The 18,349-nt window shown below is 43.5% G+C and carries 15 protein-coding genes; 12 read left to right on the forward strand and 3 right to left on the reverse strand.

The genetic code is table 11. The features are described from left to right. Positions 1-190: 190 nt before the first annotated feature. The 6 genes from AB5916_RS00435 to AB5916_RS00460 all read left to right on the forward strand — a co-directional run bounded on the left by AB5916_RS00435 (position 191) and on the right by AB5916_RS00460 (position 4,349). Positions 191-700, forward strand: coding sequence for an RNA polymerase sigma factor (locus AB5916_RS00435; protein ID WP_368188858.1), 510 nt, complete (start codon positions 191-193; stop codon positions 698-700). Further along, complete coding sequence (locus AB5916_RS00440; protein WP_368188859.1) at positions 701-1,825, forward strand: DUF4179 domain-containing protein; 1,125 nt, start codon at positions 701-703, stop codon at positions 1,823-1,825. It begins immediately after the preceding gene. Between the two features lie 136 nt (positions 1,826-1,961). Continuing rightward, positions 1,962-2,663: a DNA alkylation repair protein gene (locus tag AB5916_RS00445; RefSeq protein ID WP_368188860.1), complete on the forward strand. Its 702-nt coding sequence runs from the start codon at positions 1,962-1,964 to the stop codon at positions 2,661-2,663. Positions 2,664-2,823: 160 nt separating this feature from the next. Then, positions 2,824-3,051, forward strand: a complete 228-nt coding sequence (locus tag AB5916_RS00450; protein WP_158420016.1) for a hypothetical protein — start codon at positions 2,824-2,826, stop codon at positions 3,049-3,051. A gap of 62 nt (positions 3,052-3,113) precedes the next feature. Continuing rightward, on the forward strand, positions 3,114-3,455 hold the full coding sequence (locus tag AB5916_RS00455) for a metal-sensing transcriptional repressor (RefSeq protein ID WP_368188861.1): 342 nt from the start codon (positions 3,114-3,116) through the stop codon (positions 3,453-3,455). Between the two features lie 63 nt (positions 3,456-3,518). Beyond that, a complete protein-coding gene (locus AB5916_RS00460) occupies positions 3,519-4,349 on the forward strand; it encodes a P-loop NTPase (protein ID WP_368188862.1) in 831 nt (276 codons plus the stop codon). 25 nt (positions 4,350-4,374) lie between these two features. On the opposite strand, the gene AB5916_RS00465 is transcribed toward AB5916_RS00460, so the two are convergent. Continuing rightward, positions 4,375-5,241, reverse strand: a complete 867-nt coding sequence (locus AB5916_RS00465; protein WP_368188863.1) for a LysR family transcriptional regulator — start codon at positions 5,239-5,241, stop codon at positions 4,375-4,377. A gap of 208 nt (positions 5,242-5,449) precedes the next feature. Here AB5916_RS00465 and AB5916_RS00470 point away from each other — a divergent pair, with 208 nt between their 5' ends. After that, the gene (locus AB5916_RS00470; protein ID WP_368188864.1) at positions 5,450-9,247 is read left to right on the forward strand and encodes a phosphoribosylformylglycinamidine synthase; all 3,798 of its coding nucleotides are present in this window, start codon (positions 5,450-5,452) and stop codon (positions 9,245-9,247) included. 86 nt (positions 9,248-9,333) lie between these two features. On the opposite strand, the gene AB5916_RS00475 is transcribed toward AB5916_RS00470, so the two are convergent. After that, positions 9,334-10,521, reverse strand: a complete 1,188-nt coding sequence (locus tag AB5916_RS00475) for a hypothetical protein (protein WP_368188865.1) — start codon at positions 10,519-10,521, stop codon at positions 9,334-9,336. Between the two features lie 33 nt (positions 10,522-10,554). Here AB5916_RS00475 and AB5916_RS00480 point away from each other — a divergent pair, with 33 nt between their 5' ends. Next, positions 10,555-10,740, forward strand: a complete 186-nt coding sequence (locus tag AB5916_RS00480) for a hypothetical protein (RefSeq protein WP_368188866.1) — start codon at positions 10,555-10,557, stop codon at positions 10,738-10,740. 139 nt (positions 10,741-10,879) lie between these two features. Here the strand turns inward: AB5916_RS00480 and AB5916_RS00485 are convergent, their stop codons facing one another. After that, a complete protein-coding gene (locus AB5916_RS00485) occupies positions 10,880-11,971 on the reverse strand; it encodes a serine hydrolase (RefSeq protein WP_368188867.1) in 1,092 nt (363 codons plus the stop codon). 305 nt (positions 11,972-12,276) lie between these two features. Between AB5916_RS00485 and AB5916_RS00490 the strand changes: the two genes are divergently transcribed. The 4 genes from AB5916_RS00490 to AB5916_RS00505 all read left to right on the forward strand — a co-directional run bounded on the left by AB5916_RS00490 (position 12,277) and on the right by AB5916_RS00505 (position 18,222). Then, entirely contained in the window at positions 12,277-13,251 is a 975-nt protein-coding gene (locus AB5916_RS00490; RefSeq protein WP_368188868.1) for a helix-turn-helix domain-containing protein, read from the forward strand. A gap of 124 nt (positions 13,252-13,375) precedes the next feature. Then, a complete protein-coding gene (locus AB5916_RS00495; protein WP_173728121.1) occupies positions 13,376-13,975 on the forward strand; it encodes a GTP pyrophosphokinase family protein in 600 nt (199 codons plus the stop codon). A 164-nt stretch (positions 13,976-14,139) separates the two neighbouring features. After that, positions 14,140-16,413, forward strand: coding sequence for an endopeptidase La (lon, locus tag AB5916_RS00500; protein WP_368188869.1), 2,274 nt, complete (start codon positions 14,140-14,142; stop codon positions 16,411-16,413). 111 nt (positions 16,414-16,524) lie between these two features. Continuing rightward, a complete protein-coding gene (locus AB5916_RS00505; RefSeq protein WP_368188870.1) occupies positions 16,525-18,222 on the forward strand; it encodes a DUF1002 domain-containing protein in 1,698 nt (565 codons plus the stop codon). Positions 18,223-18,349: the final 127 nt, after the last annotated feature.

The raw sequence follows: 18,349 nt of genomic DNA on the forward strand, positions 1-18,349 counted from the left end.
TTTTTTTCGGTCGAAAAATATATTGTACAGGATGGAACCTTTTGCCTGATCTTAGCATCTAATGTACAGAACGTGAAGAAAACATGCTGCTGAACAAAGAGAACATCAGACATATTCCCTTGTACACAGAGCATGAAAAACATGTTCCTGTACGTACAGATCTTCAGAAAGGAATAAAAGGGACAAGCAGGTGAATGAATTAGTAAATCAAGCAAAAAGAGGAGATCCGGATGCATTTACAGAACTGATGCGGTCTCAGATGCAGAATATGTACAAGGCTGCCAGAGCGATTCTGAACCGGGATGAGGATGTGGCAGATGCCATATCTGATACTATCCTGGCGTGCTGGGAGCATCTGGGAAGCCTGAAACAGGCTGGGTATTTTCGCACCTGGATGACCAGGATCCTGATCAACAAATGCTATGAGCAGATCAGGAAAAACAAGCCGGTTTTTGTGCAGGATCAGGTTCCGGACTATGGATATTGGGAAAATAAATACGAGAATATCGAGTGGACACAGACACTGGATTCACTTCCCCAAAGGTATCGGCTGGTGATGATCCTTTATTATGTGGAAGGATTTAAGATCAATGAGATCAGTAAGATGCTGGATATGCCAAAGGGAACAGTAAAAAGCAGACTGGCCAGGGGAAGGGAATATCTGGCAGATTCTTTCAAGTTGTGCAGGGAGGGCAATTAAATGAAGAAAAATAAGGCGATGTATACATTACAGCAGGATGTTAAGATTCCGGATATTGTGGAGACGAAAGCAAGTCAGACCTTTGCAAGGATACAAAGGGAAGCAAGAACAGGAGATGAGAAGATCATTGTTTATGATAAAAAGATCAGAAGCTCAAAGAAAAAATACGCAGTGCTGGCAATGACTGCAGTGCTTGCTGTAGGTACAGTTTCTGTTTATGCCGCATATATCAACTGGAGCCAAGGGCTGAAAGAAGAACTTCAGATCACACAGGAGCAGCAGGAAAGTCTGCAGGAAAATGGTATGGCAGCTTTTGCAGATGCATCTGTAACGGATGCAGGAATCACAGTATCGGCTCAGCAGAGCATTACAGATAATTATTATACCTATCTGTCTTTTAAGGTAGAGGGGTATCATCTGGAGGATGGAAAACAGCCGGATTTTGAAAATGTTTTTGTGACAGTGGATGGGAAAGAGGATTTTAATTCAGGTTCAAGCTTCTACAATGGGATCATTGCAGGAAATGACGGTATGGGCGTATATGCAGACGGATCAGCATTGGAAACCAGGGCAGATGGAAGTACTATCCAGCATTATGTAATGGATGACGGAAGCATGGAGTATCATATGGTGCTTGCGAAAAGTGATGAGAAAGGATACTTTATCGGCAAAAAACTGCATGTAGAGTTCAAGAATCTGGGAACTGTGGCTAAGGCAGAATATTTTCCGGATATTATCGGGAAATGGGATCTGGATATGACTCTTGGAGGAGCTGACACTTCGACGATCATCCAGACAGATGAAAAGATTGGCGATACAGGCCTCACTCTTACCAGTGTGGAGCTTTCTCCAGTATCCATCCGTGTTTCCTATGATGCGGATCAGGAAGCCCAGGTGGAAGAGGTGCCTATGCCCACAGGGCTGGTTTTAAAAGACGGTACAAAGCTTGAGGGTGTATATGGAGGTCCTGGTTCATCTGGAATGGATGGCAGTAAGTATATTTGTACTTATGCTTTTGAACGTGTGATCGATCCGGATCAGGTGGCTGCTGTGTTGATCCCGAAAAATCTGGAGGGATCAGCAGAAGGGCAGGATACAGATTATTATCAGGTTGCCATACAGTAGGGTGAGAGCAGGATCGGACTTAACAGTAACCAGCAGTAGTGAACGCAGTAGTGAACCGGGCTGCGGGCTTGATGATCCAGGATAGAACTGCTACAATGGAACCTGAAAGATTTGAAAGAAAGAAGATTATGGACATATGGATAAAGAACAGGTGGTACAAAATGTGCAGGCACAGCTTTTTTTGATGCAGGACCTGAAATACAGGGATTTTCACAGCAGCCTGATGCCTACGATTGACAAAAAGAAAGTGATCGGAGTAAGAACGCCCCAGCTTCGTCAGTTTGCTAAGAGTTTTGGCAAAACAGAAGAAGCACAGATATTTATGCAGGTGCTTCCTCATCGGTATTATGAAGAAAATAATCTTCACAGCCTTCTGATCCAGCAGATCAGGGATTATGATCAATGTCTGAAAGAAATGGAGCGTTTTCTCCCGTATATTGATAACTGGGCCACCTGTGACATGCTTTCATTAAATGTGGTAAAAAAACATCTGGATCAGTTTATTGAAGTAGTTTATGGATGGATACAGTCAGACAGGACGTATACCATCCGACTGGGGATCGGTATGCTGATGCGTTATTATCTGGACGACAGGTTTCAGGAGGAATATGCAGAAAGCGTAGCAAAGGTACAGTCTCAGGAGTACTATGTAAATATGATGCGTGCCTGGTATTTTGCTACAGCACTGGCCAAACAGTATGATAAGATCCTGCCATTTCTTCTGGAAAAGCGTCTGGATGTGTGGACACACAATAAAACGATCCAGAAAGCAGTGGAAAGCTACCGGATCACATCCAAGCAGAAAACATATTTGAAAACACTGAAGATAAAATATTAAAAGAAGAGTATTTAGCAGATGATATTAAAATAATAAAAGAATAGTATTCATCAGATGGTATCCCACAAGGTGTATTTAAAGGGAAACAAAAGCGGGAATCCTGGAATCCTCTGCCAACTTGTGTTATACTAAAAGGAAGTTGGGTAAAGGGGGACTTTATTTGAAAGAATATGAAGTGATCTGGGAGATTTTTAATAAATGCCCCAGAAATCAGATGCGGGATGTGTTTGTGGAGGAGATAGAGCTGGAAGACCCGGAAGAGTATGTAAAACAGAAATTTCAGGGAAAAGAAGTCACCTATGAAAAATCAGTTCTTGCAGACGGCACAGAGATCTTTGATATTATTACCTCAGGAATCAAACAAAGATGTTCCTTTACAGAGATCTGATCCAGGTGTTATAATGCAAGATAGGCTTTTTATACAGAAAAGCCTGTGATACAGGAGGGACTATGAGTGATCATATAGAACACGCACATACTCATGTGCTGGAGGATGGAACAGTTGTCAGCCATACCCACGGACACACCCACAGCCACGAACAGACCAAAGCTGTGCTGAACCGCTTATCCAGAGCCATTGGACATCTGGAATCTATCAAACGAATGGTAGAGGACGGCAGGGACTGCAGCGAGGTGCTGATCCAGTTATCTGCTGTCAAGTCAGCTATCAATAATACAGGAAAGATCATTTTGCAGGATCATATAGAGCACTGTATTGTGGATGCAGTAGAGCATGGAGACAGGAATGCAATCAAAGAACTTGAAAAAGCTATTGATCGTTTTATGAAATAGTGTGAGCTGTCAGTTTATTATGTAGCATTATGAATAGAGTAAATATCAGGAGGAACCAGAAAAATGGCAAAAGAATGCAGCAATTCAAGCTGTGACAAAACAAGCTGTGAGGGATGCAGCCAGAAGAACAATCCCAAAAGCTTTCAGGAGAAAATGAATGCCTGTTCAGATGTAAAGCATGTGATCGGTATTGTCAGCGGTAAGGGCGGCGTAGGTAAGTCATTTGTTACCGCTTCTCTGGCGAACCAGATGGCAAAGAAAGGATATAAAGTAGGTATCCTGGATGCAGATATTACCGGACCGTCTATTCCTAAGATGTATGGTCTTAAGGGGGCCGCACAGGCAGATGACAAGGGGATTTATCCTATGGAGACGAAGAATGGGATCAAGGTTATGTCTATTAACCTGCTGCTTCCTACAGAGGAAACACCGGTTGTCTGGCGAGGACCGATCCTTGCCAATATGGTGAAGCAGTTCTGGACAGATGTGATCTGGGGAGATGTGGATTATCTTTTTGTAGATATGCCGCCAGGAACCGGTGATGTACCGCTGACTGCTTTTCAGTCTCTTCCTCTTGAAGGGATCGTGATCGTAACATCTCCACAGGATCTGGTACAGATGATCGTAAAGAAAGCCTATAATATGGCTGGTATGATGAAGGTACCGGTACTTGGGCTGGTAGAGAATTACAGCTATGTACAATGTCCGGATTGTGGCAGGAAGATCTATGTTTTTGGCGAAAGCCATATTGATCAGATCGCTGCAGGATTAAATATTCCGGTACTTGGGAAAATGCCCATTGATCCTGCTTATGCAGCAAAGGCTGATGAGGGAGCTTTTGATCAGGTAGATAATCCTTATGTAGAGGCTGCTTATGAGGTAATGCCGAAATAATCGTATCTGTTTCTTGTTCTCACAGTTATAAATAATCAATAAATGTACGGGCTGCTTCGGAAAGAGGCAGCCCTGTTTGTGTTGCAAGGACAATCTGTCTTGGAGGCAGCGTTTCTTCTAAAGGCACACATACAAGGGATGCATCTGGTACCATGTAATCCGGCACACAGGCAATCCCAAGGCCGATTCTGGCCAGATCCAGCAGCAGATCATTGCTGTTCAGTACGATTTCAGGGGAAAGATTAACCCCTTTGGAGGAAAATACCCGGTTCAGATATTCGCCGGTGGTGCTGTGGGGGGACAGCATCATAATAGGGTAATTCAGAAGCTTCTCCAGGGTCAGGGCAGTGTTCCCAATAGGAAAGGCATCAGGATTTGCAACAAAAACATCATGAAAATTACAAAGGACTTTCTGCTGGAAGCTGGTGGTAAGCCGGGAATTGGGGAAATTGCACACGATCAGATCCACCTGCCTGTTTTCCAGAAGCTCTACGCATCCAATAGAAGTGCTGTTTGTGATCTTGATCCGTACATCAGGATGATCCTGATGAAATTTCTGCAGGTAGCTGATGAGAAAATAGCGGCAGATCGTGTCACTTGCTCCGATCCGAAGATGACCGGTGAGCAGCTTTTCATCAGAAAGAAGAGCTTCTCCTTCCCCCAGCATTTCCAGTGCAGGCTTTACATGCTGAAGAAGCAGTTCACCTTCAGCAGTCAGGATCACTTTCTTGGTGCTGCGGATAAAAAGGGTGTGCCCCAGTTTCTTTTCCAGAGTTTTGATGGCCTGGCTGACAGCAGATTGGGAGATATAGAGCTGGCGGGAAGCCTGGGAAAAACTTAAGGTGGTTGCTACAAAATAAAATACTTTGTATAATTCCAGATTAATGTCCATGTTGATATACCCCTGTAATGTTTTAACGATAAGTGTTGATAATAAAAAATATAAGATATATTAATTTTACTAATGATATAAAGTATGTTACCATATCAGAAGATAATAAGCAAGAGTACCATACATTACGGATACAGCATTACAAGACGTTAAATGCTTTGCTGTATCTAATATTACCTGGATCAATGAAAGGAGTACAGGAAAAGCTATGAGCAACGTAAGAAGAGTGTATGTGGAGAAGAAACCGGCTTTTGCAGTTAAGGCAAAAGAACTGAAGCATGAGATCAGCAGTTACCTTGGGATTAAGACGGTTACTGCAGTAAGAGAGCTGATCCGCTATGATGTAGAGAATATTTCGGATGATGTTTTTGAAAAAGCATGCAGGACTGTATTTTCAGAGCCGCCTGTAGACGACCTTTATCTTGAAAAATTTGATATGGCAGAGGATGCGTCCGTATTTTCTGTAGAATATCTGCCTGGACAGTTTGATCAGAGAGCAGATTCTGCAGTGCAGTGTATCCAGTTCCTGGATGAGAATGCACAGCCGATCATCCGTTCTGCTACCACCTATGTGATTCAGGGAGCCATTACAGAGGACGAATTGGAGGCTATTAAGAACCATTGCATCAACCCTGTAGATTCCAGAGAGACAGGTATGATCAAGCCTGAGACTTTGGTGACAGAATTCAGCGATCCGGAAGACGTAAAGATTTTTGAGGGCTTTACCCAGATGCCAGAAGGCAAGCTGGAAGAACTTTACAAATCCCTGAATCTTGCAATGACTTTTAAGGATTTTCTTCATATTCAGAATTATTTCCTTCACGAAGAAAAGAGAGATCCTTCTGTTACAGAGATCCGTGTACTGGATACATACTGGTCCGACCATTGCCGTCATACCACTTTTTCCACAGAGCTTACAGATGTGAAGTTCCAGGATGGAGATTATAAGGCTCCTATTGTAAATACTTACAACCAGTATCTGGCGGATAGAGAGGTACTTTACAAGGGAAGAGACGACAAATTTGTATGCCTGATGGATCTGGCATTGATGGCTATGAAGAAACTGAAATCCGAAGGAAAGCTTCAGGACCAGGAAGAATCAGATGAGATCAATGCCTGCAGTATTGTAGTTCCTGTAGATGTTGACGGCAAAGAAGAGGAATGGCTGATCAATTTTAAAAATGAAACCCACAACCATCCTACAGAGATCGAACCCTTTGGTGGAGCAGCTACCTGTCTTGGCGGTGCTATCCGTGATCCATTGTCCGGACGTACTTATGTGTACCAGGCAATGCGTGTAACAGGTGCAGCAGATCCTACCGTATCTGTGAAAGATACCTTAAAGGGCAAGCTTCCCCAGAAGAAGCTGGTAAGAGGTGCAGCACATGGTTACAGTTCTTACGGCAACCAGATTGGTCTGGCTACTGGTTATGTAAAAGAAATTTATCATCCGGATTATGTGGCAAAACGTATGGAGATCGGTGCTGTTATGGGTGCTGCTCCAAGGCGGGCAGTGATCCGTGAGAATTCCGATCCAGGTGATATCATTATCCTACTTGGCGGGCGTACCGGCCGTGATGGTATCGGTGGTGCTACCGGTTCTTCCAAGGTACATACAGAGGCTTCTATTGAGGTTTGCGGCGCTGAGGTACAGAAAGGAAATGCACCTACCGAGCGTAAGATCCAGCGCATGTTCCGCAGGGAAGAGGTCAGCCATATTATTAAGAAATGTAATGATTTTGGTGCTGGCGGTGTTTCCGTTGCTATTGGTGAGCTTGCAGCAGGGCTTCGTGTGGATCTGGATAAAGTTCCCAAGAAATATGCAGGTCTGGATGGGACTGAGATCGCTATTTCTGAGTCTCAGGAGCGAATGGCAGTAGTTGTTACTCCTGCAGATGTGGATAAATTCCTTGGATATGCAAATGAAGAAAACCTGGAAGCAGTTCCTGTAGCTGTTGTTACTGAGGAGCCAAGACTTGTCCTTACATGGAGAGGAAAAGAGATCGTTAATATTTCAAGGGCCTTCCTTGATACCAATGGTGCCCATCAGGAAACTTCCGTAGAGGTGGAGATCCCGAATAAAGAGGGAAATATCCTGGAAGAGCGTCCGGAAGTAAGTGATGTAAAAGCAAAATGGCTGGGAATGCTGGCTGATCTGAATGTTTGCTCTCAGAAGGGGCTTGTGGAAATGTTTGACGGTTCTATTGGCGCAGGCAGCGTATTTATGCCTCATGGCGGAAAGTATCAGCTTACTGAGACACAGACCATGGTTGCCAAGGTTCCGGTACAAAATGGCAAGACTAATACAGTTACAATGATGAGTTACGGATTTGATCCATATCTGTCTTCCTGGAGCCCATATCATGGAGCTGCTTATGCAGTGACTGAGTCAGTGGCAAGGATCGTGGCTTCCGGCGGTGACTACAGAAAGATCCGTTTTACCTTCCAGGAATACTTCCGTCGTATGACTGAAGATCCAAAGAGATGGAGCCAGCCGTTTGCTGCTCTTCTGGGGGCTTATGCAGCACAGCTTGGCTTTGGCCTTCCTTCTATTGGCGGCAAAGACAGTATGTCCGGTACCTTTAATGATATTGATGTTCCGCCTACACTTGTTTCCTTTGCTGTAGACGTGGCTAAGATCCAGGATGTGATCACACCGGAGCTGAAAAAGGCAGGCAATAAGCTTGTATGGGTACGTGCTCCAAGAGATACCTATGATCTTCCGGATTATGATAAGATTATGGATACATATGGCAAACTGCATCAGGATATTCTGGATGGTAAAGTTGTTTCTGCATATGCGCTTGACCGTCACGGAATTGCAGCTGCAGTGAGCAAGATGGCATTTGGTAATGCTATGGGTGTTAAGATCGAGCACAATCTGGATCCAAGAGACTTCTTTGCACCAGGATTTGGTGATATTATCCTTGAGGTTCCGGATGGCAAGGTTGGGGAGCTGTCTGTACAGTATACACTGATCGGTGAGGTTACAGCAGATGGCAGATTCTCTTATGGCAATACCCAGATCACTCTTGAAGAAGCTTATAAAGCATGGACTGGCACTTTGGAAAAAGTATTTAAAACCGTTTCCGGTGAGGAAGTCAAGGGAGCATCGGATATCCTGGTTAATCCAGAGGATAAGGATGCTGTCATGGAAAATGGCCTTTATAATACAAAGAAGATTTATATCTGCAAGCACAAAACTGCAAAGCCTCGTGTCTTTATTCCGGTATTCCCTGGAACGAACTGCGAGTATGACAGTACAAAAGCATTTGAGCGCGCAGGTGCAGAAGTAGATGTAAAAGTATTTAAGAATCTTAGTGCAGAAGACATTCGTGATTCTGTGGAGATCTTTGAAAAGTCCATTGATCAGGCACAGATGATCATGTTCCCAGGTGGTTTTTCCGCAGGTGATGAGCCAGATGGATCTGCTAAGTTCTTTGCAACTGCTTTCCAGAATGCAAAGATCAAAGAAGCAGTTATGAAGCTTCTCAATGAGCGTGATGGTCTGGCACTTGGTATCTGCAATGGTTTCCAGGCACTGATCAAGCTGGGACTGGTGCCTTACGGTCAGATCTGTGGCCAGAAAGAGGATTCACCTACTTTGACCTACAATACCATTGGCAGACATATTTCCAAGATGGTTTATACGAAGGTTGTAAGCAATAAATCCCCATGGCTTCAGATGGCTGATCTGGGCGGAGTGTACTGCAATCCGGCTTCCCATGGTGAAGGTCGTTTTGTAGCAGATCAGGAGTGGATCAAAAAGCTTCTTGCCAACGGACAGGTAGCTACTCGTTACGTAGATCCGGAAGGGAACTTTGACCAGTCTGAGGAATGGAATATTAACGGTTCTTATTACAACATTGAGGGTATTACAAGTCCGGACGGACGTGTATTTGGTAAGATGGCTCATAGTGAGCGCCGTGACGATGGCGTTGCTATTAACATTTACGGACAGCAGGATCTGAAGATCTTTGAGTCTGGTGTTGCATATTTCAAATAAGAGCATTAAAAAAGGATGCAGCAATTTCTCTTTTGGGATTTTGTTGCATCCTTTGTGTTATACGCTGTTCATGATCTTATATCGATCTAGTAGAGGTAATCTTTGTTTACATATCCGTATTTCATCAGGCTGGAGGAATATACATACCAATAAGAAGGATCACTGGAATCGATCACCTGTACTGTTTCTCCATTATTTAATTTGCCAATCTCATTAGAAGAATCATAAGCTTTGGCATTACGAAGAGCCAGATAACCCTTTGCAACACTGACTGTCCAGGTGGGATAAACAGGTGCAGTACTGCCAACCAGATAATCTTTGTTTACGTACCCGTTCATATTCAATCTTGGGGAATAAACAAACCAGTAAGTAGGATCACTAGTATCTAGGATACTTACAGTATCTCCGGTATTCAGCTGGCCGATCTCATTGGATGCATCGTAGGCTTTGGCGTTACGAAGAGCCAGATATCCTTTGGAAACACTGACTGTTCTGGTGAAATCTGAACTTGCTACAGCACCGGTGTACATAGAATCTCCAACCAGATAGTCTTTGTTTACAAAACCGTTCAGATTATATTTAGGAGAATATACCAGCCAGTAAGTAGGATCGCTGGTGTCCAGAAGCTGGACAGTATCTCCTGTGTACAGCTGTCCGATCTCGTTGGAAGCATCATAAGCCTTGGCATTACGAAGAGCCAGATATCCTTTGTCTACTTTGACAGCTCTGGATTCGCAGGCATAAACAGTGCTGCTGCTTACCAGATAATCTTTGTTTACATAGCCGGTACAGTTATATTTGGGAGAATATACCAGCCAGTAAGTAGGATCGCTGGTGTCATTTACCTGCACAGTATCTCCGTTATACAGCTGTCCGATCTCATTGGAAGCATCATAGGCTTTGGCATTACGAAGAGCCAGATAACCCTTGGAAACACTTACTGTCCAGGCGGCAGAATTCATTGAGATCAGGTAATTCTTATTCACATAGCCATAGGAATCATACTTGGGGGAATAAGCATACCAGTATGTTGAATCGCTGTAATCATTGACCTCTACAGTATCGCCACTATACAGCTGTCCGATCTCATTGCGGCTGTCATAAAGCATTTGCGTGCGAAGAGCCAGATAGCCACTGGGAACACTTACCATATAGGTATTGGCAGATGCCTGACAGTTCCTGCTCATCCAGGGAACAGAAAGTGCAAATACTACAGCCAGCAGTGCGGCCCATTTCAAAAAGGCCGAAAGATAGTTGCATTTCTTATTTTTCATAGATCCTCCTTTCGCCTGCTGTGGCAGGCTTACATGCAGTTTCGTGCACGTTATTCTCAGATGCTGGGGGCAAAAAACCTGGCAGGCAGACAATTGAACTCCAGCTATCTTTATTTGATACTGGAGGCAACTGCCCCCAATTATGATATCTTAAGATTGCTTCGTGCTACGCACTCCAACAATCCTGCCGGATATCATCTTTATTATTGTTTATTATAACAGATTGAAAGATATATTTGTATTCTTAATTGTTATAATGTCACAATATTTGCAAATTGCCTATTGCAAATCATGGGAGTACATATCACAAAGCAATACAAAGGTATCATAACCAGAGAATTTGCTTCCAGCCTTAAATTTATGAGGCTGGATTATAGTAATCAAAAATCTGCCTGCTCAGGCTGGCAATAGTATTTTGTGCCGAGCCGCACTCACTAAGATTCTCTGACATAAAAACCAGGATCAGTTCATTATCCACATCATAAACAATCCCTGCATCATTTTCCACATTGTCCAGTTCACCGGTTTTATTGGCAGTTTTTGCATCTGATGGCATCTGTGCCGGGATCTTATTCCGGCGTGTCTGTGCAGCCAACAGGTCGAACATGGAATCTGCATATGGGTATTCAGAGGAATTATCACTGTAAATCCCGTACAGCAGATGACCACAGTCAGCCACAGAAGTGTAATTGTCGTCATATGCATTGCTTTGAAGAAGAAGTCGTCCCATATGTGTGTTATTAAAGCCGTGTGTACTGCAGAAATCATTTACAACAGTCATGCCGGCAGAAGAATCACCTCCGCCTAGATAGCTGGTAAGAGCATTGGCAGCATCATTGTCACTGACTGTGATCATGGAATAAAGGTTGGAATCTACCTGCTGCTGGCCATATTGACTGATAAGAGTTTCATAATTCTCATAGACAGCACCCATAATATACAGCTTGATCAGACTGGCCGCCTGCATGGAATGGTCATTGACAGAGCCTTCTGACTCATTATAAAGATCGCGCACATAAACGGACCAGCTTCCATTGGAAACAGGGAGACGTTCCTGCAGCTGGGTAAGGAGAGAGGAAAGTTTTTCATCTGTAGGTGCTTCTACAGAAGAAGCCTGTCCAAATACACTGCTTTTAGAATTGTCGGATGGCGGAGATAATGTGCCCTGTCCATCAGAAGCCTGATTCGCAGATGTGGTGCCCGGAGCCGGTTCCGCCTGGTCGGAAGCTGTCGCATTAGTGTTCGGAGCCGGTTCCGCCTGGTCGGAAGCTGTCGCATTAGTGTCCGGAGCCGGTTCTGATTGGTTGGCTGTTGCAGAACCTGTGCTCGGTGCCACCGGTCCCTGCACTTCTGCAGCATTGACTGCAGAAAAGCTCCCTGCTGTTACTGCTGCAGCTGTAACAAGCGGAAAGATAAATTTATATTTGCGATTATTTTTGCCTGGTTTCATACAAACCTCCTGGTATGCTAAATGAAAAGAAAATGAAGAATTTTCTTAAGTCTTTTTAAGTATAATTCATTTGTTGCAGATTTCCAATATTTTTGCAGGAAAACATGAAGAAAAGATGGCTTTATAGCGATAAATATGAAATAATACAAGAAATCCTACACATGCAACCGCAGGTTGACAAATCTTAAAGCCGGGTATCTGGTGTGCAACCGATGGATATTGTATGCTGAGAACGTCAAAAAAGAAATGCTTTCCCATAATGGAAGGCAGGAAGGAGAAAAAAGATGATTCTGGCAGACAAAATAATGAATCTGAGAAAAAAGGCAGGTTGGTCCCAGGAGGAACTGGCAGAACAGCTGAATGTAACAAGACAATCCGTTTCTAAATGGGAGGGGGCAAGAGCAGTTCCGGATATGGAAAAGGTAGTACAGATGAGCCGTATTTTTGGTGTAAGTACGGACTATCTCCTGAAAGATGAAATAGAAGAAGATAATCCGGAAGACAATGTACAGGTCATTTCAGAACAGCCACTGCGTAAAGTGACTATGGAGGAAGCCTCTGAATATTTGGAATGTAGCAAGAAATCAGCACCTAAAATTGCTTTTGCTACTTTTTTATGTGTTATATCCCCTATTACATTGTTGCTTTTGGGTGGATTAAGTGAAACAAAAATCATAAAACTAACCCAAAATTCTGCTGGGGGAATTGGATTATGTGTCCTTTTATTGCTGGTTGCTTCAGCTACAGGGATTTTCATATCCTGCAGTGCAAAAGAGAAATGTTATGACTTTCTGGAAAAAGAGCCTTTTGAGACGGAATATGGGGTGACTGGGATGGTAAAGGAAAAGAAAAATCAGTATCATCCAACCTATGTACGCCTGAATCTTATAGGAACCGTATTCTGTATTCTTGCAGCAGTACCGTTGTTTGCTGTTATGAGCATTGCAGACAAAGATATCTTCTATATAAATGCAGTTTGTCTGCTTTTACTTATGGTGGCATGTGGCTGTTATGCGTTTGTGTATGGAGGCACACGAAACAGTGCAATGGAAAAGCTGCTGGAAGAAGGGGACTATACACGCAGCAGAAAAGCAAAGAAAGGATTGATCAGTGCTGTTTCGGTAAGCTATTGGCTGATCGTGACTGCAGTATTTCTGGCAGCTATACTGCCTGCTAAAAGCAGCTATAAAGGCAGCAGTTGGATCATCTGGCCTATTGCAGGTGTTCTTTACGGAGCAGTAGCATCTATCCTGAATATTTCATTCAAACATAATGAATAAAATGGTTTGGATTTCAAAACAATCAAGTTTGATTTTGGAAGATTCTTTTGAAAAATATTAGAAATCGGTCACAGGATAATCACAGTTTTTCTTTATGATAGCAGGTATGTAAAGGGAGGTTATCATGACTGATAAAGAATACTATGACTTGGTCCAGCCGTATCATGATGCAATGAAGCTTTTACTTACCAGGTTGGAAGTGTTAAACCATACGATTTATCCATCTGCTGCCAGTAACCCGGTACATACCGTTCAGTCTCGCATCAAGAAGAAGGCAAGCATTGAGGAAAAGCTGATGCATCGGGGGCTGGAGCCTACAGTTGATAATGCCAAGAATGTTTTGCAGGATATTGCAGGTGTGCGGATCGTCTGTTATTTTACTGGAGACATCCACAATCTGGTGAACATATTAAAGAAACAGCCGGATCTGATCTTCATAAGAGAGCGGGATTATATTGAGAATCCTAAGCCTAATGGATACAGAAGTTACCATATTATTTTTGGAGTAAATGTTTGCTGTCTGGATGCAGTGGAATACTTTCCTGTGGAGATACAGTTCCGTACTATTTCAATGGACTTCTGGGCAGCTATGGAGCACAGGGTATCTTACAAAAAGGCATATGCTAATAAAGCGCAGAGAGTGGAAGAATTACTCAGATATTCCAATACTCTTGAAGAGATGGAAAAGGAATTTGAGAAATATAATGATAATCCACGGCTTTAAAGACTTGCATAATCAGAAAATCGTGGTAAAATAAGATACGGACGAAAGGCGGATTCCGAAGAGTTCGCCTTTTCGTTTAAATACAGATTGGCACTCGATGCGAATGAGTGCTGATAAAATAAGGCTTGATTTTGCATGATTAAGGCCATAAGGAGGAAACATGTATGATTAGCATACCCATTTATGATTTACTGGTATTGCCAGAGGTTACATTTTACTTTAAAAAAGATATGTTTCCCGGAAATGAAATAACCACGGAAAATGTTGGGGAAGATATACTTTTTCTGATGCTGAAAACAGATAAAAAGCCCCATCAGATACAACCGGAAGACATCTATCCGATTGGAGTGCTGGGGAAGATTGAGGCCTTAGGAGAGGATGACACTGTTAAGATCACTACCATAGAAAGGGTAATGCTGAGTCAGATCCAGGCTACAGAGATCGGGATTACAGCCACTTCCGTTCCATATCCGGAAGAGAAAGATATTGATCCAGATGAAGAGGCTGAGCAGTTCAAGAACATGAAAAAAGAATTGATGAGCTTTGCAAAGGATCTGCAGTGGGGGATCTGGGCAAGAGGTGTGATCTATCACTGGCAGAGCTTTGATGAGATGGCCTGTGCCCTTTCCAGCTACTTTGCATCTTCCTGGGAAGAAAAATATAGTTTTCTTGAACAGCAGTCCAGAAGTGAACGTATCCATAAAATCAAAGAAACTGTATATGAACTTCTGGAGATCTTCCGGGTCAGCCAGGAAGCAGAAAGCGCCCAGAAGAATTCTAATGAACAGATGTACCGTGAGTCTGCCCTGAAAAAACAGATTGAATTTCTTCAGAGACAGCTGGATGAGATGCATCCTGAGAATATCTCGGATGTACGCAGATTTGAGAAGAAAATCCAGGAGTCTGGCATGAATCCGGAGGCAAGGAAGGAAGCCGAAAAGGTTCTGAACCGGATGAAACAGGAAGGAAAAGATGGTCATGAATACGGACTTTTGTATGATTACCTGGATTTTGTTACCAGTCTTTCCTGGAAGGAAGAAGAAATGCCTTCTATAGACCTGGCAGAAGCCGAAAAGATACTGGATGAAGACCATTATGGCCTGAAAAAGGTAAAAGAAAGGATCATCCAGCAGATTGCGGTTATGGCGCTTAATAAAAAACAGGCTGGATCCATCCTGCTTTTTGTAGGTGCACCTGGTACAGGCAAAACAAGTATAGGTCAGAGCATAGCCAGAGCACTTCATAGAAAATATGTAAGGATCAGTCTTGGAGGTGTTCGGGATGAAGCGGAGATCCGTGGACACAGACGCACATATGTGGGCGCTATGCCGGGACGTATCATGGAGGGAATGCGAAGAAGCGGAGCGCAGAATCCGGTTATGGTGTTGGATGAAGTGGACAAACTGACCAGAGATTATGGCGGAGATCCATCCAGTGCACTTTTAGAAGTTCTGGATCCGGAGCAGAATTCCAACTTTACAGATCATTATATGAATGTACCATATGATCTGTCTAATGTGCTGTTTGTATGTACAGCCAATTCTACTGATACTATACCGGAACCTCTTCTGAACCGTATGGAAGTTATTCAGTTCCCCGGATATACACAGATCGAGAAATATCATATTGCCAGGGAACATCTTCTTCCAAAAGCAATGAAGAGTATGGGACTGCGTAATCAGAACCTGAAAGTGACAGACGAAGCCATATTAAAGATCATTGAAGAATATACGGCGGAGGCGGGAGTAAGAGGCCTTAAACGTCAGATCGATGTTCTTTGCAGATGCGCTGCTGTAAAATTGGTAAAGGGTGAGCAGAAAAGCATTACTGTCAGCGAGAAACGACTGCCGGAGTTTCTTGGGAAGAAAGGCATCTATCATGAAAAGATCCAGGAGGAAATGCAGCCGGGAGTTGTAACCGGACTGGCCTGGACCAGAGCAGGCGGGGAAATCCTTTTTATAGAAACTTCCTTTACAAAAGGCAGCGGCAAGGTGATCATCACCGGGCAGCTGGGAGATGTGATGAAGGAGTCAGCACAGATTGCAGTTACTTATGTGAAGTCACTTTTCCCGGAATACGCTGAGAAATTTGAAAAGAATGATCTCCATATTCATGTTCCTTCTGGTGCTGTGCCAAAAGACGGTCCGTCAGCGGGGATTACGCTGGTAATTGCACTTGCATCCCTGGTAACTGGAAAGGCTGTGGATCCACAGATAGCCATGACCGGAGAGATTTCTTTGAGAGGCGGTGTTATGCCTATTGGAGGTCTTCCCGAAAAACTAATGGCAGCCCAAAGAGCCGGAGTTAAGAAGGTGTTTATTCCATATGACAACATAGAGGATCTGGAAGATGTGGCAGAAGAAGTGAAAGAAAAGATTCAAATCTGTCCGGTAAAGAAAATCAAAGAAGTGCTGGACCAGACCCTGGGCTTACAATAAATGTAAAATTATTCTAGATTACAAATTCAGCAAAGAATATGCTATAATAAAACAACGAAACAGAAAAACTGTTTAAGCTGTAACTCACACAGAGTTTATGGAGGAAAAGTTATGAAGAAAGTAAAATTATTAGGAACATTATTATGTGCCGCATGCCTTGTTACAGGAAGCATTGCTCCTTCCGTACCGGTTATGGCAGATGGCATGAATGTTGTTACACTTGGAGCAGACCTGACACAGGATCAGAAGAACACCATGCTGAAATATTTTAAGGTCAGTGCTGATTCTGTTCAGATCATCAATGTTACTAATCAGGATGAGAGAGAGCACTTAAGTGCCTATGTTCCCATCGAGCAGATTGGTACCAGGACAGTCAGCTGTGCTTACGTTAAGCCTACCACTTCCGGAGGAATCAAGGTACGTACTGCTAATCTGAACTGGGTTACCTGTAATATGATCGCCACCAGCCTTTCTACTTCCGGGGTGAAGAATTGTGAAGTAGTTGCTGCGTGTCCGTTCCAGGTATCCGGTACAGGAGCCCTTACGGGGATCCAGATGGCCTATGAGTCAGCCAGCGGTGAACAACTGGATTCCACCAAGAAGCAGATCGCTACAGAGGAGATGGTTGTTACAGGTAATCTGGCTGAGGATATCGGACAGAACAGTGCCACTGCTGTGATCAATCAGGCGAAGACCCAGATCATTGCAGACGGTATCCAGGATGCGGATCAGATTTATAACATTGTTGTGAATATTGCAGATCAGAACGGAGTTGCTCTCTCTGATGATCAGCTTCAGACGATCGTAAGCCTGCTTCAGGAGATTGCACAGCAGGATTATGATTACAGCGATATGGAAGAGACACTGGAGCGTGTCAATGATAATGTTACCGGCCAGGGAGATACCACTTCTGATGATGATCCGGACAGTATTGTGAATAACGTAGATGAGAGCGTGCTTGGTGATGATGTGATCGCTGATTCCACAGAGGATCCTTCCCTTGCTGAGAAGACTGGCGATGACGGTTTTGCACAGGATACCAATACTGATGCTTCCACAGACGGCACCACAGACAATAGTGCTGACACCAGTACAGACAATAGTACAGATAGCAGCACAGATAACGGTACCGATGTAAATGGTGATTCTGTAAATTCTTCAGATATTCCTGACGGGGATGAGATCCTGAATATTTCTGAAGTGAATACAGATTTCCTGACAGACGATACCAAAGCACTTTTTGAGAAAGCCAAGACTTTTGGCAAGGGAGAGTATGAAGGTGATACAGAGGCACTTCAGGAGGCTATGGGATCAGATGCTGTATGCACAGTGACTCTTGACAGTGATCAGGGTGAGAAGCTGTATAATGCCGTTCTTACCAAATATCTGGAGATCCTTGGTAATGGTACAGGATCTTATGTTCCTACTGGTAATGAAGAGTATCTGACTACTGAGCTTAATATGCTTCAGGAAGACCTGAAGGTGATCTTCGGTATTGATTTGACAGATGACCAGAAGGCAGAGGCTGGTGATAAGGCAGACATCCTTGGCGATAATGTTTCTTCTGACGATAAGAACACCCTGTATAAAGATACCATGAAGTTCTTTGAGCAGCTGTATGGTGAGACCAGCATGGAAGAGACAACTGAGAATACAGATGCAGCAGTACCGGATAATACAGATGCATCTTACGATACAGAAGGAACAGACACAGCCATGGATAATACAGATGATACTACTATGGATGAATCTGATATGACTCCTGCTGAAGGAGACGATATGGTTTACGATGAAACCATCAATGAATAACTGTCCCCTTAAAAATAGTTAAAATTGACCATTGCCAAATCCACAGTTTCCAGGTAATATGTTGCCAGACCGGAAGGAACTGATTCAGGTTGATCCAGTCAGTCCCTGTAAGGGAGGCATATAAAGG

Source organism: Blautia sp. 1033sp1_1033st1_G9_1033SCRN_220408, assembly GCF_040929965.1.
Classification (GTDB): Bacteria; Bacillota; Clostridia; order Lachnospirales; family Lachnospiraceae; genus Blautia_A; species Blautia_A ammoniilytica.